This is a genomic window from Nocardioides sp. (assembly GCF_036274455.1).
GTDB lineage: Bacteria > Actinomycetota > Actinomycetes > Propionibacteriales > Nocardioidaceae > Nocardioides.
Window position 1 is genome coordinate 35,048 of sequence record NZ_DASUFR010000147.1, and the last position, 21,781, is coordinate 56,828.

Consider the following 21,781-nt stretch of genomic DNA (forward strand, 5'->3'; position numbering starts at 1 on the left):
TCGCCGAACCTCGGTCGTCTAACCCCTCAATTGGGTAGAAGACGGCGAGGGTGGTCTGGTCGGCTCGCCCTTGACCTGCAGCTGGGTCTGCAGGCGGTAGAGCTCGGCGTAGCGCCCGTCCCTGGCCACGAGCTCGTCGTGGGTGCCCTGCTCGACGATCTCGCCCTCGTGGAGGACGTAGATGCGGTCGGCGCCCCGCACCGTGGAGAACCGGTGGGAGATGAACAGCGCCGTACGGGCGCGCAACGCGTCCCGGAGCGTGTCGAACAGCTCGTGCTCCGCACGTGGGTCGAGCGAGGCGCTGGGCTCGTCGAGGATCACCAGGGGTGCGTCGCGGTAGAACGACCGCGCCAGCGCCACCCGCTGCCACTGACCGCCTGACAGGTCGGTGCCTCCCGCGAACAGCCGGGAGAGCACCGTGTCGAAGCCGTTCGGAAGCCGGTCGAGCATCGTCTCCGCGCCGGCGGCGGCCGCCGCGGCCCGCACCTTCGCCGGATCGGCCGGCTCGTCGACCCGGCCCAGCGCGATGTTGTCGGTGGCCGGCAGCGCGTAGCGGACGAAGTCCTGGAAAACCACGGCGATGCGTTCGCGAAGGCTGGAGGGCCGGAACGACGACACGTCCTGCTCGTCCCACAGCACGTGGCCCGCGTCGGGCTGGTAGAGGCCCGCCAGCAGCTTGGCCAGCGTGGTCTTCCCGGAGCCGTTCTCGCCGACCAGGGCGACGACCTCGCCGGCGCGCAGCTCGACGTCCACGCCCTTGAGGGCGTCCCGGTCGGCGCCGGGGTAGCGGAACCGGACGTCCTCGGCCCGCAGGTGCGCGAACCGCTCCGGTGCCTCCGTGCCTGTGTCCTCGTCGATCGCGGCCTCGCCGAGCGCGAGGAACTGGCGGAGGTCGTCGAGGAAGAGTCCCGACTCGAAGATCGACTGCACGCCGCGGAACAACCCCTGCACCTGGGTCGCGAGGAGGCGGATGGCGACGATCGCCGCGCCGGCCTCCGCGACGCCGATGTCGCCGTGGTCGATGAGCGCGACGAGGGCGATCAGGGTGCCGCCGAGCACGACGGCCGCGCCGAGCTGGCCGACCAGGCTGAGCAGTCCGCGGCGGAGCACGTGCGCCCTGAGGTCGCGCAGGTAGGCGGCGTACAGCCCGTCGAACCGCCCGGCGAGCCAGCCCGCCAAACCGAACGCGCGCACCTCCTTGGCCTCGTCCCGCCCGGTCTGGAGCATCGTGAAGTAGCTGCGCAGGCGGATGGCGGGCGTCTGCTGGACCGAGAAGTCGAACTCGAGCCGCGACTCCCGGCCGCTGGTGATCAGGAGCGGGATGCCCGCCACGACGACCAGCGGCAGCAGGAGGGGTGAGATGAGGTAGAGGGTGATGCCCAGGCCGATGCTGGCGGCGAGAGCGCTGGCCATGGACAGCAGCCCCTGGGTCACCTGGTAGGGCCGCACCAACGCACTGGTCTGGACCCGGTTGAGCCGGTTGTAGAACTCCGAGGACTCGAAGTACCTGAGCCCGACCCCGGTCGCGACGCCGAGCACCTTGCTCCACATCGTCCGTCCCACCGACTCGCCGAGGAGCCGCTGCAGCTGGACCTGGACGGCGCCGGCCGCGGCGGCGAGCGCCGAGAGCGCGGCCAGCGCCAGAACCGGCGTCAGGACCTTGTCCATCACCTCGGCACCGGGGTCGGCCTGCGCGGCGAGGATCCCGCTCAGCACGCGTTCCACGGCGAGGACCTGGCCGGCCATGGCGGCCGCGGCGACCAGCTGCACGGCCACCAGCGCGAGCAGCACCCGCCGCCCCGACGACCAGACCAGCGCGAGGCTGCTGCCGACGAGGGTGCGGAGCCGGCCCACCGACTTGCGCTCGGACCGTGCCGCCGCCCGGAGGGCGAGCGGGTCGAGCGGGTCGATGTCGGCACTCATCGCCGTCGCTCCTCTCCCGGCCGGCACGGTGGTTGCTCCGGGACATTCAATCGTCCGGGTCCGCAGTCCGGACGCGTTCGGCTAGCGTGGCGAGCGCTCCGCAGGACCCGCGGGGCGGAGGTGGGGACTGGAGTGCGGCACACGACCCTGCGGCGGGCAGTCGACGCGGCGTGCGTCGACGCCTGCCTCGGCCGGAGTCCGGACGTGCCCGACCTGCCCGGCGTGGGGGAGGAGCTCGTCGCCGCCGCCCGCTTCCACCGCATCGCACCGCTGGTGCACGTCGCGCTGCGGGAGGAGAGGCCCGACCTCGCGGCGCTCCTGCGCGAGGACCGCGACCAGGCGCTCATGCACCACGTGCGGGTCACGACGACGCTCGCCGCGATCAGCGGCACGCTGGGCGACCTCTCGTGGGCCACCTTCAAGGGCCCGGTGCTGTCCGAGTCGCTCCACCCGGTCGCCGGGCTGAGGTCGTACGGCGACCTCGACCTCCTGGTTGCCCCCACCGACCTCCGCGAGGCCGGCGACCGCCTGATGGAGGCGGGCTGGCGGGTCCTGGCGACCCCCGACGACCTCCTCAACGGGGAGGTGACCGGTGAGATCGAGCTCGGCCGCCCCGGAGGAGCCGTCATCGACCTGCACTGGTCGCTCGTGCTGTCCGAGACGCTGCGCCGCCGGTTCCACGTCCCGACCGACGACCTGCTCGCGCGCAGCGTCCCGCTGAAGATCGGCGACGTCGGGGTCCGCACCTTCGATGCCACGGACACGCTGGTCCACCTGTGCCACCACGCGGCGTTCTCGGGCGCCGTGCGGCTGGTCCACCTGGTCGACGTCGACCAGGCGGCCCGCCGGATCGGGGACTGGGACCGCGTCGTCCAGCGAGCGCGCGCCTGGGGCGCCGCGGCGCAGGTCGGGCTCGTGCTCGCGCGGACGCGACGCGTCCTCAGCACATCGCTGCCACCTGACCTCGACCTCCGGCTCGGCCTCTCCCGCGCCTTCAGCCGGTTCGCGTCCGCGGTCGACGGTCTCCGGCCGGTGCCGTCCGTGCGCGGGGAGGCCTCGTGGCCGCGGCTGGTGGCGCGGGCCGCGCGCCCCGGCGTGCTGGCCACGGCGTCCCATGCCCTCCAGAACGCGGCACTCGGGGCGGTGAACCGGGCGCGGCCGGCGGCTGCCCCGACGCGGCCGGACCGGGCCGGGGACGACGACGTCGAGGCGTGGTTGACGGCTGTCGAGCGGGTCGCGGGCGGCACCTCCGCGAACCGCTGAGCGGTGGCGCGTCGGACCCCTGGGCTCACGACACCCCGGCCCCTTCCGGCTCGTCGGCGACGAGGCCGGTGGCGCGGAGCACGCAGGATGCGATGTCGTCAGGGAACGGCGGGCCCCACGGCAGCAGCGCGGCATGCACCGGCACCCGGTCGATGACGTCGGCGAGCCGGTGGAAGCTCGCCCGGAGGACCTCGTGGTCCTGCCATCCGACCAGGCGCGGGAACTGGGAGAGGACCACCATCGCCTCCTGGGAGGACAGGCGTCGCAGCTCGGCGATGCGCCGCTCGGGCGAGTGGTCGGGCAGGGGGACGACCAGACCGGCGAGCGGAAGGTCCTCGTCGGTCGACGCCTCGGCAGCGAGCGCGGAGCGGGCGTCGCCGGTGATGCGGAGCGCCGGGGCGCCCCCGAACCGTTCGGAGAGGAGGTCGGCGCCCTTGCGCAGCCGGAGCTCGGTCGCACCCAGGGCGCAGGTCGGCGGCGAAGCGGTCGCGTCGAGGCGGAGCACGTCGTCGGTGACGAGGCGGGCCCCCGCCGCGCAGAGCAGGGTGGCCATCGTGGACTTCCCCATGCCCGAGCCGCCGATGAACCCCAGGGCCGCGTCGCCGATCTGCACCGCGCTCGCGTGGAGGACGGTCTCTCCCCGCAGGGTCAGCACGAACGCCAGCAAGGTCCCGGTCACGAGCACCGAGAGCAGGTCCGGGTCGACCCCGGCAACCGGGTGCACCGTGGCGCGGGTGAGGCAGCGGTCCAGGACGACGTCGCAGGACCCGAAGAAGCGGAGCCGGACGACCTCGCCGTCGACGGTTGCGGCGTAGTAGCTCTGGTTGCCGCGGAGCTCGAGGAGCACCCGGCCGGGCGGCGTGGCGTCGTCGGCGCTCACGCTGCCGCCGAGCACGACGTCGAGGTCGACCTGGGTGCCGGCAGGAACGGCTCGGTGATGGTGCAGCGGGACCTCGGAGCTGACCGTCAGTCCGTAGATGCGGGTGAGGTCGGTCATCGTGCCGCCCGGACCGCGGTGAGCGGCTGGTAGGACGACACGGCGCGGCGCGGGTCGACGACCGTGCCGTTGACGACCAGCCACGCGTGCGCGCGCACCTCACCGTCCACCTTGGCCACACCGAGCTGGAGCGCGGGCCGGAGGCGGCGCAGCAGCCACCCGCAGACCAGCGCCTGACGCAAGCACGTGTCGCCGTAGGGCCAGTGCCGCAGGACCCGCCGAACGGCGTGCATCCGGCGCGCCGCCCAGTCGGGGAGTAGCACGGCGTGGGCCGGGTCGGCGTAGGAGTCGAAGCCGTCCAACGCGAGCGGCGTGCCCAGCGCCCCGGCGAGCCGGGGGAGCGTCGTGGTCCGCAGCCCCACCTCGACGACGAGGGCCACGACCAGCGCGACGCACAGGCCAGGGAGCTCGGCCATGCGGACTCGCGGGATCCGTCGACGGGTCATCGCGGGCCGCCCGCGCTCGCCAGCCAGGCGCCGTGGAGGAGGACCCCGGCAGCCATCGTCGGCTCGTCCGAGAGCCAGACGCTCCGGAGCCGCTCCACGTCGACCAGCTCCTCGTCCACGCCGCTCCCGTCCCACGTCCGGGCGAACTCGCGGGTGGCGGCGCCGGCGTTGACGAGGTTGAACGACGCCTTCGTGGACCGGCCCAGGACGGCGGGGGGCAGGACGTCGGAGAAGAGGGCGTGCATGGTGGCCGTGCGTCCTGGGAAGCCGGCGTGGCCGCCGGCCCGTGCCAGGGCGGCCAGGAAGCGGTGGTCGAGCAACGGCTCCGACGCCCGGATGCCGTACTCCGCCGCTGCCGCCGTGTGGTTGTGCGCAATGGTGGCGAAGGACCGCTGTCGGCTGATCGACCAGGTGGCGGCGCCGTAGTCGAGCGGCTCGGCGCAGGCATCGACCGCCAGGAGGCCGACGTGCTGCTCGAAGGCGGCCGGGCGCAGCCACCTGCGCTGGACGGTGGTGCGGATCGTCCGCCGGGCGATCCGCTGCCGGGCCCGGCGCGGGAGGACGGCCAGGGCGCCGTACCGGATCATCGCCCTGTCGACACGACGACGATGGCGCAGGACCGCCAGGGGCATGATGCGTCGGGCACCGAGCACGGCGTCGCCGCCCTCGCCGGTCAGCAGCGACCCACCGCGCAGCTGCTCGAAGACCACACCCGTCGTCTGCAGCGCCGGTGGCCACAGGACGCCACGCCGCTCGAGCGCGTCGCAAGCGGCCGGCCCGAGCAGGTCGGACTCGCCGTTGCGGAGCTCGAGACGGATCCACTCGGTCAGGCCGAGGTGGTCGATCACCGCACGCTGCCAGTCGTCCTCGTCGGTGTCCGGCAGGTCTGGGTAGACGCGCGTCACCGGGACGGGGAGCTCGTGGCCCTCGCGGCGGGCGAGCGCTGTCGCAGCGGCCAGCACTGCCGAGGAGTCGCGACCACCGGAGAACGTGACGTAGCAGGGGCCGTCGACCAGGGCCGGCCGGATGGCGTCGTCCAGGGCCTCGCGAGGCGTGCCGATGGACTCAGGTGGCTGAGTCGCTGGGAGGGATCCGTACACCCAGCCCGCGGCGGCCTCCAGCGGGCTCGGCCGGAGGAAAGGGTCGGCGAGAGTGGCACTTCGACGACGACCAGGGGGACGCCGGTACTCCCGACGCACCCCCTGGTCCCCGCCGAGCTTCACGAACTTTGGCCGTACGGGAGGTCGAATGTGCCCCACCCGGGGATCGTGAAGACGAGATGGTCGTCGCTTCCACGGAAACCTTGACCCATCGTCAGACCTCGGACGGAGCCGACCGCCGTCAGCTTCGGCGACTCGTACTGTTCGTGCACCTGGTTACACCTCCTTTGCGTTCCGGGACTCACCTGCCGCCGGAAGCGGCGACCGGGTCTCGGTGGCGCTCGTGGCCACTGCTCTCCAGGAGCCCGCGCCCGGCGAGCTCGTCGAGGAACGCCTGCACGTCCTGCTGCGCCCGGCGCTCAGGGATGCCGAAGGCGTCGACCAGCGACTGGACCAGCTGCTGCGCGGTGCGCTCCTCGGCGAGCTGCCTCATCAGGACCGTGCCGCTGGCGTTCGCGGTGAGGTAGGTGGACGACCGTAGGTCGAGGATCACCAGGTCGCCGTCGATCTCACGCCAGGTGATGTCGTCCGCGCGTAGTTTCATTGTCCCCATCCGAGAAGCTCGACGATGCCCCATGTGTGCCCGGAGCGTAGGTAGAAGTCGTCGCTTGCCGGGCGGCCCGGTCCGCGCGTACTCAGATTGGTGTACGTGGACCCACGAGTTGGGTATGAGGCAGCGGAAAGGCGAAGGCGGACGGGCGGTCGGCCGGGATCAGGGGTAGACCGGGCGGTCGGTCGGCCGGTCCTGGGCCCCGTCGACCGGGATGTGTGCGCCGTTGATCCCGGCCGCGCGCGGGCTCAGCAGGAAGCACGCGGCGTCCGCCACCTCCTCCAGGCTCACGAACCGGCCGCCGGGCAGGTTGTCGGCGACGAACCGGTCATGCGCCTCGGGGTCCTCGGCCCGGGTCCTGGCCCAGCGTCCCCCCTCGAAGATCACCGATCCGGGGCTCAGCGTGTTCACCCGGATCCGTTCCCGGGCCAGCTCGACGGCCAGGGCCGGGGCGAGGTGGATCTCCGCAGCCTTCGCGGCGGCGTACGCCGAGCTCGCGCGTGGCTTCCAGCCACTGATCGAGCCGATCGCCAGTGCTGCACCGTGACCCGATGCCGCCAGCCAGGGCACCGCCGCGCGGATGGCGGTGGCGGCATGCACGACATTGACGTTGAACGTGTGCAGCCAGTCCTCCGCGGTGGACGTCTGCAGGCCCCCACCGCGCGATCCTCCGGCGTTGGCCACGACCAGGTCCAGCCCATCCTGCTCGGCCGCGGACCGGGCCACGGCGGCCTCGAGCTGGGCGGCATCGGTCACGTCGACGACGTAGGGATGGACCGTCAGCCCCTCCTGGTCGAGCCGCTCGACGGCCTGCGACAGACCGCGGGGGTCCCGGGCGCAGATCGACACCGCGACGCCCTCGAGCGCCAGCCCGCGCGCGATCGCGAAGCCGATGCCTCTGCTCGCGCCGGTGACGAACGCCCTCTTGCCGGACAGGTGAAGGTCCACGAGTGAGGAGTATCGCGACGGTTCCGACCGCGACCAAGCAATCTCCGCGGCCTGTCCAGCCGGTCCCCAATGTCAGGTATGCCCCGATGGTTCTCTCTCCTGACGGTCCGGTCTCCGGTGTCATCGATCCGTTGACCCAGGTTCCTGCCACGCCTTGGAGGCTCCCCGTGACCAGTGTGATCGTCGACCCGACGTGCTCCGACGACGAACGGCGCCACGCGCTCTACTCGGGTGACATCTTCGTGCACACGCACTCGCCGGCGATCCAGGCGTTCGTCGGGTTCGTCCGCGGGATGATGGAGGACGCGTTCGGCGGCCGCGACCCCGAGACCGCGCAGTACGACATGGACGTCAACGAGTACGCCGCTGTGCTGGGAGAGCTCAAGCCGGCGTTCATCCACCACCCCGAGTCCAAGATCCACCTGCGCGAGATCCTGGTCGAGCACGGCGCCGACCCGGAGCTGACGTACTTCGACGTGCCCCGGCTTCGGACGTCGACCTCGGACAACTACCTGACCACCGGCATCGCCTACGCCTTCCACCCGCACCGGGACACGTGGTACTCCGCGCCGATGATGCAGCTGAACTGGTGGCTCCCGATCTACGGCGTCTCGCCGGACAACGTGGTCGCCTTCCACCCGCAGTACTTCGACAAGGGCATCGCCAACGGCAGCGAGCGGTACAACTACTACGCCTGGAACCGCGACAGCCGGGCGATCGCGGCGTCCCAGATCGGCGTCGACACCCGTGACCAGCCCAAGCCCGAGGAGCCGATCGACCTCGACCCGCAGATCAGGCCGGTGCCACCGGTCGGCGGGGTGATGGTGTTCTCCGGTGCCCAGCTGCACTCGTCGGTGCCGAACACCTCGGGCCGGACCCGGGTCAGCGTGGACTTCCGCGTCGTCCACCGCGGCGACGTCGAGGCGGGCCGCGGTGCGGTCAACGTCGACTCGCACTGCACGGGCACGACCATGCGGGACTACCTGCGGGTCTCCGACCTCGAGCGGCTGCCCGCCGAGGTGGTGGCGCCCTACGACGAGGGCGTCCCCGATGAGCTGCTCCAGTACGCGATCTTCACGAGCTGAAGGACGGTCTCGATGCGTGTCCTCGTCGCGGGCGACCGCGGCTACATCGGTGCGGTGCTGGTCCCCATGCTGCTGGAGGCCGGGCACGACGTCGTCGGCCTCGACGCCGGCTGGTACGACGGCTGCGACTTCGGTCCGCAGCCCGGCGGGTACGTGTCGCGGACCGGAGACATCCGCGACCAGCGCCCGGACGACGTCGCGGGGTTCGACGCCGTGGTCAACCTGGCCGCCATCTCGAACGACCCGGTCGGCCACCTGAACCCGGAGACGACCTACTCGGTCAACGCCCACGGGGCTGCGCACCTGGCCCAGGTCGCCCGGGAGGCCGGCGTCCCGCGCTACGTCTTCTCCTCCTCGTGCAGCCTCTACGGCGCGGCCGGCGATGAGGCGGTCACCGAGGAGAGCGGCTTCAACCCGGTGACGCCCTATGGCGAGAGCAAGGTGATGGCCGAGCAGCTGATCGCGAAGTTCGCCGACGACACCTTCAGCCCGACCTACCTGCGCAACGCCACGGCGTACGGCTCGAGCCCGCGGCTGCGGGCCGACATCGTCGTCAACAACCTGACCGGTGCGGCGCTCACGGCGGGCGAGGTGCGGTTGCAGAGCGACGGCTCGCCATGGCGTCCACTCGTGCACGCCGAGGACATCTCACGGGCGGTCCTCGCGGTGCTCGGCGCCGACCGGGAGGTCATCCACGACCAGGCCTTCAACGTCGGCCGCGACGAGGACGTCGTCCAGATCCGCACCATCGCGACCGCCGTCGCCGAGCGGACCGATGCACCCGTCACCTTCGCGGAAGGTGCCTCGCCCGACAAGCGGGACTACCGCGTCGACTTCGGGAAGATCAAGCGCCTCCTGCCGGCCTTCCAGCCGGCCTGGACGGTGCCCACGGGCATCGACCAGCTGGTCACCGACATGACCCGGTTCGGGCTGACCGACGAGCAGTTCCAGCACACCTTCGTGCGACTCGAGCAGGTCAACCGGCTCAAGGCCGCCGGTCGGCTCGACGACGAGCTGAGAAGCGTGGGTGATGAGCCGTCGAACGCGCAGTGAGCTCCGCAGGACCACAGGAGCGCAGCGGTGAGAACTCCCCGGGTGGCCGTCGTCGTGGTCACCTACAACAGCGCTGACGTCCTTCCCGAGTGCCTGGAGTCACTGCGCGACGGCGGAGCGGACGGCGTCCAGCTCACCGACGTCGTCGTGGTCGACAACGCCTCCGACGACGCCTCCACCGAGATCGCCAAGGCGACCGACGGACTTCCGATCTCGGTCGTCCAGCTGACCGAGAACGCCGGCTACGCGGCCGGGCTCAACGCCGGGGTCACCGAGCTGCGCGTCCGGCCGCCGGACGCGGTGATGGTGGTCAACCCCGACTGCCGGCTCCGCCCCAGCACGCTCGCCACACTCGTCCGGGCCCTGAGCGTGCCCGGGCGAGGCATCGTCGCGCCGCGGCTGGTCAACCCCGACGGGACTCTCCAGCCCACCCTCCGGCGGCTCCCCACGGTCGTGGGTGCGTTCGCCGAGGCGGTCCTGGGTGGGCGCTTGGCCGACCGTCTGGGGCTGGGCGAGCTGATCTTCACCGAAGGGCCGCATCAGGCCGCCGGACCGGCGGCCTGGGTGACCGGTGCGGGACTCCTGATGGACTGGGAGCTCCTGGACCACCTCGGGCCATGGGACGAGAGCTTCCTGCTGTACAGCGAGGAGACCGAGTTCATGCTGCGCGCCTCCGACCACGGCTGGTCGACCTGGTACGAGCCTGCTGCGGTCATCGAGCACAAGGGCGGTGAGTCCGGCACCCGGCCGAGCCTGGCCGCGCTGCTGACCGTCAACAAGGTCAGGCTGTTCCGACGGCGGCACGGCTGGTTCCGGGGGCAGGCCTACTCCGCCGGCGTCCTGCTCGGGATGCTGCTCCGCGCCGCGGCCGGGCAGCGCATCGCCCGCGCGTCGGTCGCCGCCCTGCTCCTCCCGTCCCGCCGCATCACCAGCCTGGCGCAGCTCCGGTGACCGCGCTCCGGCTGGTCGGCTTCGCCGACCTGACCAGCGCCGAGCTGGACAGGTGGCGAGCTCTGCGCGCCGGCGACCCGGTGCTCGACAGCGCCTACTTCGACCCTGCGTTCGCCGCAGCGGTGCACGCGAGCGGTGTCGACGTGACCGTCGCCGTCGACGCGCGCGGCGACGACCTCTCCGTGCTCATGGCCTGCCAGCGGGACGGGTCGGTGCTGCGGCCGGTCGGCTGGCCGGGAGCGGACTTCCAGGGTCCCGTGCTCGCCCCGGGCGCCGTCTTCGACCCGCGCGACCTGCTCGTCGACGGCGTGCGCAGCTTCGAGTTCGACCACTGGCTGCCCCCGTGCCCGTCGGTCGAGCCCTGGATCGAGTCGCGCGCGGTCTCGCCGTACGTCGAGGTCTCGGGAGGGCTGGACGGCTACCTGTCCCGGGCCTCGAAGAGTGGCAAGGACAACATCGGGCAGGCGCGCCGCAGGACCGCGCGGGCCGAGCGCGACCTCGGCCCGGTGACCTTCCGTGCGCAGTCCTCGGACGCCGAGGCGCTCGCCTGGCTCATCGACCGCAAGCGCGAGCAGTACGCCGCCACGGGGGCGCGCGACCACCTCGCATCGGCCGACCGCCGCGCACTGCTCGCGCTGCTGCTGGACACCCACGAGCCGGGCTGCGAGGGCATCATGTCGACGCTGCACTTCGGTGACACCCTCGTGGCGGCACACTTCGGCATCCGGTCCCAGCGAGTGCTGCACTGGTGGTTCCCCGTCTACGACCCCGCGTTCGCGAGCTTCGCGCCCGGCTGGATCCTCCTCCGGGAGCTGGCGATCGTCGCGCCCGAGCTCGGGCTCGAGAGGATCGACCTCGGCCGCGGCGACGACGAGTACAAGCGGCGGGCCCGGACCGGCGAGGTCGAGGTGGCGGCGGGCGTCGTCACCGCCAGCGCGGTGCGGCGGGTCGGGCACACCGCCCGCCGCAGGGCCGTCACGGCCGCGAAGTCGTCACGGCTGGCGCCGTTGCTGCGCCGTGCCGTGCACGCGCGGCGGCGGCGCAGGGCCGAGGCGGGCCGGGCCTAGTCTCGACCGCGTTCCAGCCGGATCAGACGATCGCGTAGGGGTCGGGCTCCTCGCCGGCCGCCTCGGCGCTGACGACGCGCAGCAGCGCTCCGGCGATCCCGGCCACCAGGAACGCCAGCGCCGAGACGGTTGGGAACGCCAGGAAGTCGAACGTCGCCCAGGTGGGCAGGACGACCGCGATGGACGCGGCCACGGACAGGGCGAGGTCACGGTCCGTCGCGGCGGTCGGCAGCCGCCCGGTCGACCGCGAGCACAGCTGCCCCACCCGGGCCGCGGCGTACAGCGCCGCGAGGAAGATCCCCAGCAACGTGACCAGCCCGACCACGCCGCTGTCCACGAGGGTCAACAGGTACTGGTTGTCGAAGACCTCGTGCTTCGGGGCGTACCACGTTCCGATCCCCCTGCCCAGCCAGAGGTGCTGCGCGATCAGCTCCCTGGCCGTCGCGTAGTCGTGGGTGCGCCACTGCACGCTGCTGTCCTGGTTCGCGTTCTGGAACAGGCTCAAGAAGGTGCCGAGCAGGCCCGGCGAGGCGAACTTGATCACCACGAGGAACCCGAGGGCCGCGACACCCATCCACACCCGCCGCCGAGCCGGCCAGCCGGCGAACAGGACGAGTCCCGCGGCGACCACGCCGAGGATCGCCGACCGTGACACCGAGAACATCAGGCCGCCCCCGACGAGGGCCACGCAGGTCCACCAGAAGGCGGCCCGGCGACCGGCCTTGGAGGCCCGGAAGGCCACGTGGATGGCCAAGGGTAGGACCATCGCACAGAAGACGCCGAACTCGAGCGGGTTCGACGTCGTCCCGGCCGCTCGGGTCAGGCCGTCGCGGCTGCCCGTGGAGGGGTCGAAGGAGCCGAAGTGCATCCCCGGCGGCCGCAGGAGCGGGGTCGGGTCGAAGTGGAGCAGGAACTGCAGGATGCCGACGAAGGCGACGATCGCGCCACACACCACGACGACGTGCAGGAGGAAGTAGATGCGCTCCCGGCTGCGCACGCCGTCGCAGACCGCCAGGCTCACGAAGATCAGCGCGAACGCGATCACCATGGTGTGGTCGCCGATCGCACGCTCGTCGGGCGGCAGGAAGCTGAACGCCGCGCTCGCGTAGGACGCCAGGAGCGCGCACGAGTAGGCGAACAGCATGGTCCGGACCGGGTTGCGCCCCTTCGCGGCCCCGAGCGTCGTGGTCAGCTGCGCGCACAGCCACAGGGTCCCCAGCGCCAGGGCGACGAGCGACGCCGCGGACAGCGAGAGCGGGAGGTAGTTCATCACCAGCCGTGCAGGCAGCACGAGCTGGAGCACGACGAAGAACGCGAGGATGGTCGTCGCGTCCGCGGAGCGCGGGAGCCTCGAGGTGGGCTCGTCGGCGCCACGAGCCGGTGCGGCCCTGTGGCCGACGAGGGTCATCGCTCCTCCGTCGCCGGGCCGTGCGCCGACGGGTCGGCCGGCTCCTCGGTCTCGAGCACGCCGACCCCACCGGTGGCCACCGGGTGGACCGTCATGCCGTTGACGCGGTGGTCGGTGGCCCCCGGCCCGGTCCCGCGTCCGAGGCGCCCCGAACGTGACAGGTCAGGGCGCGCCGGCAGCGTGGTGCGCGCGGTGAGGTCCAGTGCGGTGAGCACGAACGGGTCGTCGTGACCGGCGGAGGCCTTCTTCTCGGCCTTGCGCCGACGGCGATAGGTCATCAGGCTCTCGAAGCCGAAGACGGCGACGAGGCTGGCCAGGGCCGCGAGCGCACCGGCGGCGGCCGCCGCCCGCAACGGGCTCCCGGTCAGCGGCCTGCCCGCCACCGGCGGCACGACCTCCTGGATCTCGATGTGGGTCGACTCCGGGGCGTTGAGCTCTCTCTGTCGCTGGGCGAGGATCTCCGACGCCTTCCGGGAGACGTCCTCGGCCATCTGCTGAGCCGCCTCGGGTGTCGGGCCCGTCCCCTCGACGAACACGAACGGCCCCGACTGGAGCAGCTCGGGGTTGGTGCTTCCGTTGTTCACCTCGTAGGTCGTCGGAGCGCCCGGCTCGACGCCGAGGGACTGGGCGGTCTCGGTGCTGTTGAGCTGCTGGATGACGATCGACGCCGTCAGGGCGAGGCTCTGGTCGAAGTTCAGCAGGGGGTTGGTCAGCGGGTTCGGGTGCGTCGCCGGCTGGGTCGACTCGGTCCCGCCGGACAGGGGCGTCGTGAGGACCAGGACGCTCACCGACGAGAACTGGAGGGGAACGGCGCCGCCCGCCGCGAAGGCCATGGCCAGGGTCGCGACGAACGCGGGCAGGGTGATGTACCAGCGCCGGAAGAGGACCATCACGGTCCGCCAGAAGTCCATCGGTTCCTCACTCAGCAATCACGTTGGAACAGCTCTGCCTTGACGGTGGCCGCCCACTGGTAGGGGATCTGGCGCAGCCAGTCCCACTTCGGCAACGGGCTGGTCGCCACGTAGACCTGGCCCGGGAAGCAGCGCTCGACACGCAGCCGCGCCCGCCAGGCGTGGTCGGGGGTCGTCACGATGACGACCGAGTGCCAGTGCTGCGCGGCGCCCTGCTCGCCGATGTAGCGGGCCTCGCCCCTCGTGGTCGGGGGCTCGGGGGTGAAGCACTCGATCGTGACGTCGGGGACCGGTGGCAGGCAGCTCTCGGCTGTGACGTCCTGCGGGAGGGTCGACTGGATCACCACTGGCGCCAGGTGCTGCTCGGCGAGTGCCATGGTCACCGCGTCCCTGTCTCCAGGCCCGGCGAGCTCGATGATCGCGTCGACGTGGTCCGGCAACGGGGGCAGGCTCGGCCGGACGAAGACCCGGAACGTGGCCGCCGCGAGGACGACGACCAGCACCACCGCGACCGCCGCGAGGCGCCTCGCGATCCGGGCTCGGTGTCCCCTGCGTGCGGTCGTGCCTGAGCGCTCGTCCGCTCCGTTGTCGGGGGAAGAGGGCTGGTGGGACCGGACGGTCACCGGTTCCTGGACCTGACCCTCAGCTTGACGGGCACCGGGACGACGGGAGGCGCGGTCTTCTTCAACGGCGCCGGCCCCAGCCGGATCGGCGCCGCGGTCGGCTCCGGCCGCTTCAAGGGCGTGGGAGCCACGACTGCCGTGGCCTCGTCCTCACCCGGCTGCTCAGGACCCTGGTCGGGGGCCTGCGCGCGATCGGGGTCGACGGCAGGCTCGTGGGCTTCCTCGTGGATGGCCTCGTCCACAGGCTCGCCGACAGCTTCCAGCGCCGGGTCGGGCACCGCGTCGTGAGCCGCGGGAGACCCGACCGGCGGACCACTCCGGCGCGGTCGCCGGGGCCGCGTGGGAGCCACACCGAGCGGTCGGGCGCCCACCTCGGCTCGCCGCGCTGCCGCGCGTGCCCGCCGCCGGGCCCGAACCTGGTGGCCGAAGTAGGCGATGCCCAGGCTGACCATGAAGCCGAAGACGAACGCGACCAGACCGAGCTTCATCGAGTGCTGAACCACCGGAGTCGTGGGCTCCACGACGTCGCTGAGGCCGACATAGGTCTTCTGCGGCGCGTTCAGGTTGCTCTGCCACTCCCTGAGCTTCGCCTCCATCAGCTTCTGCGCGTTGACCACGACCGCCTTGGCCGCGCCGGGCGAGGTGCTCTCGCCGACGATGTAGACGAATGGGCCGTTGAGGCCGAGCAGGTCCGGGTTGGTGCGGCCGTCGTTGATGACCAGCCTCGTCTCACCGGTGGCGCCGAGCTGCTCCGCGACCCCCTTGGTGTTCATCGCCTCGATCAGGATCGCCGAGGTGGTCTTGAGGCTGTCGTTGAAGTTGAGCATCGGGTTGGTCAGCTCGGAGGGCTTCGTCGGGTCCTGCGACAACGTGCCGCCGTACTCGGTCGGGGTCAGCACCATCGTCGTGTGGGACGTGTAGGTGTTCGGGGTGCCGGCGTAGGCGACGGCGCCGAGCCCGAACGCGACCAGCAGGACGGGGATGATCACCCGCTTGCGCCGCAGCAGGCCGACGATCGTGACCCAGAACTCCATCCGGCTTTCCTGCCCCATGCTCCCGATGGTCGCAACGACTCCTTGGCGAGGGTGGCCAACGCGGGTGCCATCCCCTATTCAGGGGAGGCAGTGCGCTCAGGAGGGGTTGCCCACCCACCGAGTCCTAGCGTGCTGATGGCCACCGGGGTGGCCTCGAAACGTCCTGACCAGGCGAGACCCGGCGACGCCCGGGCGACAAGGGGAGCGATCGATGACGACGGCGGAGGTCACGGCGCCGGCTCTGCTCGGCCTGAAGGTCGGCGAGCTCGTGGAGGTTCGCAGCGCCGAGGAGATCCGGGCCACCCTCGACGAGAACGGCGAGCTGGCCGGTCTGCCCTTCATGCCGGAGATGCTCGCCTACTGCGGCCGCCGCCTGACTGTCCACAAGGTCGCGCACAAGTCGTGCGACAACATCAGCCGGACGGGGCTGCGCCGGATGAGCGACGCGGTCCACCTGACCGAGTCGCGCTGCGACGGGTCCGCGCACGGCGGCTGTGAGAACGCCTGCTCGTTGTACTGGAAGGAGCAGTGGCTCAAGCGGGTCGACCCCGACGACCCGGTGACGCCGACCCCGGACGCCGGCCACCGCGCGCTCCTGCCGCTCCTCGTGGAGAAGACCCAGAAGGAGCCGTTCGAGGACGGCGAGCCGCGCTACTCGTGCCAGGCCACGGAGATGCTCCGCGCCACCCCGCAGCTCCTGCCCCGCAAGGACCTCAGCCAGTACAAGGAAGACGTCGTCTCCGGCAACGCCGGGATCCTCGCGGTCGTCCGGTCCTTCCTGGTCGACCTGTTCAACCGCTACCAGGACCTCAGCCGGCGGTTCCTGCCGCGCGCCCTGCGCTTCCGGGACGGCCTGCACTGGGGCTTCCTCCAGGGCGGCGTCGTCAGCGGCCGGACGCCGACCGAGCACCTCGACCTCGTCCCCGGCGAATTGGTCCGGATCAAGTCTCGCGAGGAGATCATCGCCACGCTCGACACCAACCTGCTCAACCGCGGGATGGGGTTCGACGCGGAGATGTCCCGCTTCTGCGGCCGCACGGCCCGGGTCAAGGCGCGGGCGAACCGCTGCGTGGACGAGCGCACCGGGCGGATGCTCACGATGAAGAACCCGTGCATCATCCTCGAGGACATCGTCTGCGAGGGGGCGTTCAGCGCCAACTGCCCACGCGAGTTCGTCTGCTGGTGGCGTGAGATCTGGCTGGAACGGGTGGAGCCTGGAGCCTCCGGGTGAGTGACCAGCAGGCCCAGGCAGTCGTGACCGACGATCTCCCGTCCATCGGACGTCGGGCAGGGAGGGGCCTGCGCTGGACGCTGACGGGCAACCTGGTGCTCAAGGTCGGCTCGTTCGCGCTGAGCCTGGCCATGGTGCGCCTCCTCGCGCCCCACGACTTCGGCCTCTACGCCGTAGCGTTGGCTGCGAACGCGTTCCTCATCCACGTCAACGACGTGGGTCTGATCGCGGCCACCGTGCAGTGGCGCGGCGACGTGGACGAGATGGCGGCGACGGCGCGAACCATGGCCATCACGTTCAGCGTGGGCTGGTACGCGCTGTTCTGGGTCGGCGCCCCGATCCTCGCGGACGCGGCCGGGAGCCCCGACGCCGCACCGTTGATCCGGCTGCTGACCCTGGTGATCGTCCTCGACGGCGTCACCGCGGTCTCGGTGGGCGTGATCCAGCGGCGGTTCCAGCAGGACAAGCTGATGAAGGCGATCGCCGTCGGCTTCGTGTGCTGTGCGGTGGTCAACCTGACCCTCGCCGTCGCGGGCGCCGGCGCCTACAGCTTCGTCATCGGCTCGCTCGTGCAGGCCGTGGTGGTCGCGATCCTGGTGCTGCGGGCCGCTCGGATGCCCTTCCGGCTGGGGCTCGACCGGGCCGTCGCCCGGCGCCTGCTCGTCTTCGGGATCCCGCTCGCCGCGGGTCTCGGCGTGGAGTCGGTCGTGCTCTACTCCGACTCGGTGATCGTCGGCCACGTGCTCGGCACCGTGGCACTCGGCTTCTACCTGCTGGCGTTCAACATCTCGAGCTGGGTCCCCGGCATGGTCGGCGCCGCCGTCCGCTACGTCTCGATCCCGGCGTTCTCCCGGCTCGCCGAGGGTGAGAGCGAGACGTTCACCCTCGGCGTCCAGCGTGCGCTGCCGATGCTCCTCACGTTCGTGGCCCCCGTCGCCGCCGTGATGGTGACGCTGTCACCTGCGCTGATCCACGTCCTCTACGGCGAGCACTGGGTGCCTGCGGCCGAGGCGCTCCGCTTCCTGGCCTTCGTGATGGTGGCCCGGATGTTCACCGCGCTGGTCTTCGACATCCAGACCGGCCTCGGGAACACCAAGGTCACGGTCGGGCTGAATCTCGTCTGGCTGGTCGCGCTGCTGCCGGCCCTGTGGATCGGTGCACACCACGGCATCCGAGGGGCCGCGATCGGCCACGCCCTGGTCGCCCTGACCGTGGCGATCCCGCTGGCGGGCTGGCTGCTGCACCGGGCCGGCGTGCACATGGGCCCGGTCGTGCGCAGGCTGGTGCGTCCCGTCGTCGCGGCGGTCGCCGCCGGAGCGACGATGGCCGCGGTCGCCCACGAGGTCGGTTCGCCGTTCGCGCAGCTGGTGCTGGGCGGCGGCCTGGGAATGGTCGTCTACGCGCTGGTCGCGCTGCCGCGGGACCAGCGCGCGCCCGCGCGGCGCTGGGTCTCGTCGTTCCTGGCCGCACGCCGGGGAGCGCAGGCATGACCGGGCCGCGGCGGAGCCCGCTGGTCTCCATCGCGCTGCCGGTCTACAACGGCGCCGACACCATGACCGCCGTGGTCGAGTCGGTGCTCGCCCAGACTCATCCGGACATCGAGCTGGTGATCAGCGACAACGCCTCCACCGACGGCACCCAGGAGATCTGCCGGCAGTTCGCTCGCGAGGACCGGCGCGTGGTCTACCTGAGGCAGGCCACCAACGTCGGCCTGCTCAACAACTTCGTGAGCGCAGCGGACCACACCAGCGGGAGGTACGTGCGCTGGATCGGCGACGACGACTCGCTCGAGCCGGACTACGTCGCGCGAGTGCTGGAGGCCTTCGCGGAGGACCAGCGCAGGGTCGTGGTGACCACCCAGATCGTCTACCGCGACGACGCGGGCGTCGAGACCCTCGACACCGGCTACGACCCGTCGGCGCTGTCGTCCACCGACCCGGTCGAGCGGTTCGCGGAGATGCTCCGGCTGCTCACGACCGACTTCGCCATGCTCGACCCGCTCTACAGCACGATGCGCCGGGACCTCGCCACCATCCCGAGGCGGAACATGCTGCGCGAGGACCAGATCTTCGCGGCCCGGCTCTCGCTCGCCGGGCCCTGGGGCCACGTGGCGGCCCCGCTCGCCGGCCGGCGCCGCGAGGAGGGCACCGCGGCGGGCATAGCCGGGCTGCTCGGCGTCCCTGCCTGGCACCGTCACGTGCGGGTGCTGCTGCAGTGCCGGGAGATGTCCCACTGGGTCGGGCGGTCCGGGCTCGATGCGGAGCAGCAGCGCCGGGCCCGGGCCGAGATCGCGCGGTTCTACGCGCGCGGCAAGCGGATCAAGGCGCTCCGTGGAGTCGCCAAGCTCGAGCGGCTGGCAGGCCGCCCGGTCCTGTCACCGAGCGGCGCACGATGACCGCCACGGCCGGCATCGCCACCGGAGACCTCGAGCGTCCGGCTCCCCGCCCGGCGCTGTCGAGGCGCATCATCGGGCTCGACGGCATCCGCGGGCTGGCTGCGCTCTTCGTCGTCGTCCACCACTGCTTCCTCGCGTCGTTCCCCGGCTACCCACGGATGACCGGACCGTGGTGGGCGGGCTGGATGATCTACGGCCACCTTGCCGTGGTCGTCTTCATCGTCCTGTCCGGCTTCTCCCTGGCCATCGGGCCGGCGCGCCACGGATGGCACCTCGACGGCCTCGGGAAGTACGCCCACCGCCGGGCGTGGCGGATCCTGTCGGCGTACTGGCCGGCCCTGGTCTTCAGCTTCGTGATGGCCTGGGTCTTCGTCCCGCAGCCGGGCGAAGGCACGCCGACGGCCCGGTCGGCCGTGGTCTACGGTCTCCTGATCCAGGACGTCACCGGCGCGCCGAGCCCCAACGGCGCCTTCTGGTCGATCGCCATCGAGGCCCAGCTCTACATCCTGCTGCCGCTGCTGCTCCTCCTCGTCCGCAGGAGCGGGTTCGCGCTGATGCTGCTGGCCGTCACGGTCCCGGTGCTGGTCATCGGGACCTTCGCGCCGTCGGTGCCGGTGATCGACCTGTTCACCAGGTTCACCCCCCAGCTGGCCGTCGGCTTCACGATGGGTGTCGTGGCCGCGGGCGTCGCGAAGGACGAGCGGTGGCACCGGCTGCCGCTCCTGTGGCTCTCCGTGGCCGCGGCGGTGCCGGCGGTTGCCCTGATCGCCGTCATGGGCTCGGTGTGGACCGTCGAGCACTACTTCTGGGTCGACCTCGCGGTGCTGCCGGCGATCGCGCTCCTGCTGGCCGCGATCGGTGCCGGCCGGGCCCCGCGGGTGAGCCGGGCGGTGGACGTCGCGCCGATCCGCAGCCTGGGCGGGTTCTCCTACTCGCTCTACCTGATCCACGCGCCGATCGTGGTGGCAGTGGCGACCCTTGTGGTGCGTCCGAGGATGGGGACCGGCGTGTCGACGCTGCTGGTCATGCTGGCTCTGGCGGTCCCGCTGGCGCTGGTCGCGGCCCGGCTGTTCGCGGCCCTCTTCGACCTGCCGTTCCAGCGTCACAAGTCGTGGTCTGCACTGCTGACGGCGGCCCGCGCGCGGCTGCGGCGGGGGCCCGGCGGACGGTCCCACGAGATCGCGATTCGCGAGGGGGAGGGCACCTCGGTTCCCTAAACTTGGTGACGCCGATTGGTCCGGAGCGGCCCGAATCGCCAAGGTGGTACCCCATGTCCCCCAACATCCCCATATCCCGTCGCGCCCTGAGCATCCTCGTGCTGCTCGTCCTGGTCGTCCTGCCACTGCAGGGGTCCATCGAGGGCGCGAGGTCAGCATCAGCCGAGACCGACCGATCCGCACGGACGCCGAAGGTGTTCATGAAGCTGGACAAGCACCGGGTCACGACGAAGCAGCGAGCCAAGGTCAAGGTGGCGCTGAGCGTTCACGCGGCGCGCTCCCAGGAGCGGGGGACGACGCGGTCGGCCGGTTTCGGCAGGGGGGTCGTCAAGATCGCGATCAAGGGTGGCAAGCAGGACAAGCAGGTAAGCGCCAAGCTGGTCAGGGGCAAGGCGAAGGTCCGGCTGCCGAAGCTGCGGCGCGGTGTCTACCAGGTGCGCGCGACGTTCCTCGGCAATGCACTGCTCGGGAAGGCTCGCTCGCAGGTCCGGACCCTGAGGGTCGTCGGAGCGGGCGCGGCCGGAGCCGCCGGCTGTGCCTCCGCCACGCCGTACGCGCCCGACGGTCCCGACGGGCGGGGCGGCTGCTTCCCCGGCACGGCCAACACCGGGCCGAAGGCACCGGCGAGCAGCATGGCGACCTACAACGGGTCCTGCACCATCACCGCGGCGAACACCGTCATCGACTCCAAGGTGGTCAACTGCCGCACCATCGACGTCCGCGCGAGCGGGTTCGTGCTGAAGAACTCCTACCTCAACGGCGGGATCGTCCAGTCGAACGGTTCACCCTCGTTCACGGTCCAGGACTCCTTCATCGACAGCGGGGTGCAGTACCCCGCGTGCAGCAACGGATCCTGCCCGGCCGGGAAGTACGCCTGCGGCGACACCGGCAACGCCACCACCGACTGCGGGGTGACCGGGTCGAACTTCACCATCCTGCGCACCGAGATCATCAACTCCAACCGGGCCGCCTACTGCGAGGCACCGGGTCCGTGCCTGATCCGGGACAGCTACTTCCACGGCACGAACCTGTGGCCGGACGCGAGCAACGAGGCGCACGCCTCCTCGGTGCGCGAGGAGCAGAACCTCACCCTGCGGCACAACTCGCTGCACTGCTCCTACACCGGCCCGTTCGTCAACGGTGAGATCGGCTGCTCCGCGGACCTGACCGGCTATGCCGACTTCGCGCCGATCAAGAACAACACCGTGGACGGCAACCTGTTCGTGGCCAGCCCGGGCAGCGCGTTCTGCGCCTACGGCGGCGCGACCACCGGGAAGCCCTACTCCGGCGACCCGACCAACGGCACCAACCAGAAGTTCACCAACAACGTGTTCCAGCGGGGCAGCAACCGCAAGTGCAGCTCCTATGGACCGGTGACGAACTTCGACAAGAGCCGGTCCGGCAACGTCTGGTCCGGCAACATCTGGGACGACGGTTCGGCGGTCACGCCGTCGAACTGACGGCCTGACGTCAGCAGGCGACCCCGCCGAAGGGCGGGGTCGCCTCGCGTTCCTGCTCC

Annotated in this window: 21 protein-coding genes; 10 read left to right on the forward strand and 11 right to left on the reverse strand. The window is 71.7% G+C overall.

What is annotated here, in order from left to right; genetic code table 11:
- Positions 1 to 18: 18 nt before the first annotated feature.
- Positions 19 to 1,923 (reverse strand): ABC transporter ATP-binding protein, encoded by a 1,905-nt coding sequence (locus tag VFV89_RS14475; protein ID WP_329706655.1) that lies wholly within the window; start codon positions 1,921 to 1,923, stop codon positions 19 to 21.
- Between the two features lie 132 nt (positions 1,924 to 2,055).
- Between VFV89_RS14475 and VFV89_RS14480 the strand changes: the two genes are divergently transcribed.
- Entirely contained in the window at positions 2,056 to 3,186 is a 1,131-nt protein-coding gene (locus tag VFV89_RS14480) for a nucleotidyltransferase family protein (protein ID WP_329706656.1), read from the forward strand.
- 25 nt (positions 3,187 to 3,211) lie between these two features.
- On the opposite strand, the gene VFV89_RS14485 is transcribed toward VFV89_RS14480, so the two are convergent.
- From VFV89_RS14485 to VFV89_RS14505, 6 genes are all read right to left on the reverse strand, one after another.
- Complete coding sequence (locus tag VFV89_RS14485; RefSeq protein WP_329706657.1) at positions 3,212 to 4,183, reverse strand: hypothetical protein; 972 nt, start codon at positions 4,181 to 4,183, stop codon at positions 3,212 to 3,214.
- Positions 4,180 to 4,599 (reverse strand): lasso peptide biosynthesis B2 protein, encoded by a 420-nt coding sequence (locus tag VFV89_RS14490; RefSeq protein ID WP_329706658.1) that lies wholly within the window; start codon positions 4,597 to 4,599, stop codon positions 4,180 to 4,182. Before VFV89_RS14490 ends, VFV89_RS14485 begins: the two co-directional genes overlap by 4 nt.
- Before the next feature lie 26 nt (positions 4,600 to 4,625).
- A complete protein-coding gene (locus VFV89_RS14495; RefSeq protein WP_329706659.1) occupies positions 4,626 to 5,729 on the reverse strand; it encodes an asparagine synthase-related protein in 1,104 nt (367 codons plus the stop codon).
- 119 nt (positions 5,730 to 5,848) lie between these two features.
- The gene (locus VFV89_RS24860; protein ID WP_414690390.1) at positions 5,849 to 6,034 is read right to left on the reverse strand and encodes a lasso RiPP family leader peptide-containing protein; all 186 of its coding nucleotides are present in this window, start codon (positions 6,032 to 6,034) and stop codon (positions 5,849 to 5,851) included.
- Positions 6,031 to 6,333, reverse strand: coding sequence for a PqqD family protein (locus tag VFV89_RS14500; RefSeq protein WP_329706660.1), 303 nt, complete (start codon positions 6,331 to 6,333; stop codon positions 6,031 to 6,033). Before VFV89_RS14500 ends, VFV89_RS24860 begins: the two co-directional genes overlap by 4 nt.
- A 168-nt stretch (positions 6,334 to 6,501) precedes the next feature.
- On the reverse strand, positions 6,502 to 7,287 hold the full coding sequence (locus VFV89_RS14505; protein ID WP_329706661.1) for an SDR family NAD(P)-dependent oxidoreductase: 786 nt from the start codon (positions 7,285 to 7,287) through the stop codon (positions 6,502 to 6,504).
- 167 nt (positions 7,288 to 7,454) lie between these two features.
- On the opposite strand from VFV89_RS14505, the gene VFV89_RS14510 reads away from it, so the two are divergent.
- Genes VFV89_RS14510 through VFV89_RS14525 form a run of 4 tightly spaced genes read left to right on the forward strand, consistent with a single transcriptional unit; the run spans position 7,455 to position 11,443 of the window.
- Complete coding sequence (locus VFV89_RS14510) at positions 7,455 to 8,372, forward strand: hypothetical protein (protein WP_329706662.1); 918 nt, start codon at positions 7,455 to 7,457, stop codon at positions 8,370 to 8,372.
- Positions 8,373 to 8,384: 12 nt separating this feature from the next.
- On the forward strand, positions 8,385 to 9,425 hold the full coding sequence (locus tag VFV89_RS14515; protein ID WP_329706663.1) for an SDR family oxidoreductase: 1,041 nt from the start codon (positions 8,385 to 8,387) through the stop codon (positions 9,423 to 9,425).
- Positions 9,426 to 9,452: 27 nt separating this feature from the next.
- Entirely contained in the window at positions 9,453 to 10,376 is a 924-nt protein-coding gene (locus VFV89_RS14520) for a glycosyltransferase family 2 protein (protein WP_329706664.1), read from the forward strand.
- A complete protein-coding gene (locus tag VFV89_RS14525) occupies positions 10,373 to 11,443 on the forward strand; it encodes a GNAT family N-acetyltransferase (RefSeq protein ID WP_329706665.1) in 1,071 nt (356 codons plus the stop codon). The genes VFV89_RS14520 and VFV89_RS14525 overlap by 4 nt, the downstream gene beginning before the upstream one ends.
- A 22-nt stretch (positions 11,444 to 11,465) precedes the next feature.
- Here the strand turns inward: VFV89_RS14525 and VFV89_RS14530 are convergent, their stop codons facing one another.
- From VFV89_RS14530 to VFV89_RS14545, 4 genes are all read right to left on the reverse strand, one after another.
- On the reverse strand, positions 11,466 to 12,851 hold the full coding sequence (locus tag VFV89_RS14530; RefSeq protein WP_329706666.1) for an O-antigen ligase family protein: 1,386 nt from the start codon (positions 12,849 to 12,851) through the stop codon (positions 11,466 to 11,468).
- Positions 12,848 to 13,762: a hypothetical protein gene (locus tag VFV89_RS14535; RefSeq protein ID WP_329706667.1), complete on the reverse strand. Its 915-nt coding sequence runs from the start codon at positions 13,760 to 13,762 to the stop codon at positions 12,848 to 12,850. Before VFV89_RS14535 ends, VFV89_RS14530 begins: the two co-directional genes overlap by 4 nt.
- 11 nt (positions 13,763 to 13,773) lie before the next feature.
- Positions 13,774 to 14,268, reverse strand: coding sequence for a hypothetical protein (locus VFV89_RS14540; RefSeq protein WP_329706668.1), 495 nt, complete (start codon positions 14,266 to 14,268; stop codon positions 13,774 to 13,776).
- Between the two features lie 113 nt (positions 14,269 to 14,381).
- Positions 14,382 to 15,437 (reverse strand): hypothetical protein, encoded by a 1,056-nt coding sequence (locus tag VFV89_RS14545; RefSeq protein ID WP_329706669.1) that lies wholly within the window; start codon positions 15,435 to 15,437, stop codon positions 14,382 to 14,384.
- Positions 15,438 to 15,630: 193 nt separating this feature from the next.
- Between VFV89_RS14545 and VFV89_RS14550 the strand changes: the two genes are divergently transcribed.
- From VFV89_RS14550 to VFV89_RS14570, 5 genes are read left to right on the forward strand one after another with little or no spacing between them, the layout of a single operon-like run.
- Positions 15,631 to 16,650: a hypothetical protein gene (locus VFV89_RS14550; protein WP_329706670.1), complete on the forward strand. Its 1,020-nt coding sequence runs from the start codon at positions 15,631 to 15,633 to the stop codon at positions 16,648 to 16,650.
- Positions 16,647 to 18,140, forward strand: coding sequence for an oligosaccharide flippase family protein (locus VFV89_RS14555; RefSeq protein ID WP_329706671.1), 1,494 nt, complete (start codon positions 16,647 to 16,649; stop codon positions 18,138 to 18,140). Before VFV89_RS14550 ends, VFV89_RS14555 begins: the two co-directional genes overlap by 4 nt.
- Complete coding sequence (locus VFV89_RS14560) at positions 18,137 to 19,045, forward strand: glycosyltransferase family 2 protein (RefSeq protein WP_329706672.1); 909 nt, start codon at positions 18,137 to 18,139, stop codon at positions 19,043 to 19,045. The genes VFV89_RS14555 and VFV89_RS14560 overlap by 4 nt, the downstream gene beginning before the upstream one ends.
- A complete protein-coding gene (locus VFV89_RS14565; protein WP_329706673.1) occupies positions 19,042 to 20,262 on the forward strand; it encodes an acyltransferase in 1,221 nt (406 codons plus the stop codon). Before VFV89_RS14560 ends, VFV89_RS14565 begins: the two co-directional genes overlap by 4 nt.
- A gap of 53 nt (positions 20,263 to 20,315) precedes the next feature.
- Positions 20,316 to 21,722 carry a hypothetical protein gene (locus tag VFV89_RS14570; protein WP_329706674.1) on the forward strand — a complete coding sequence of 469 codons (1,407 nt, stop codon included), beginning with the start codon at positions 20,316 to 20,318 and terminating at the stop codon, positions 21,720 to 21,722.
- Positions 21,723 to 21,781 lie beyond the last annotated feature (59 nt).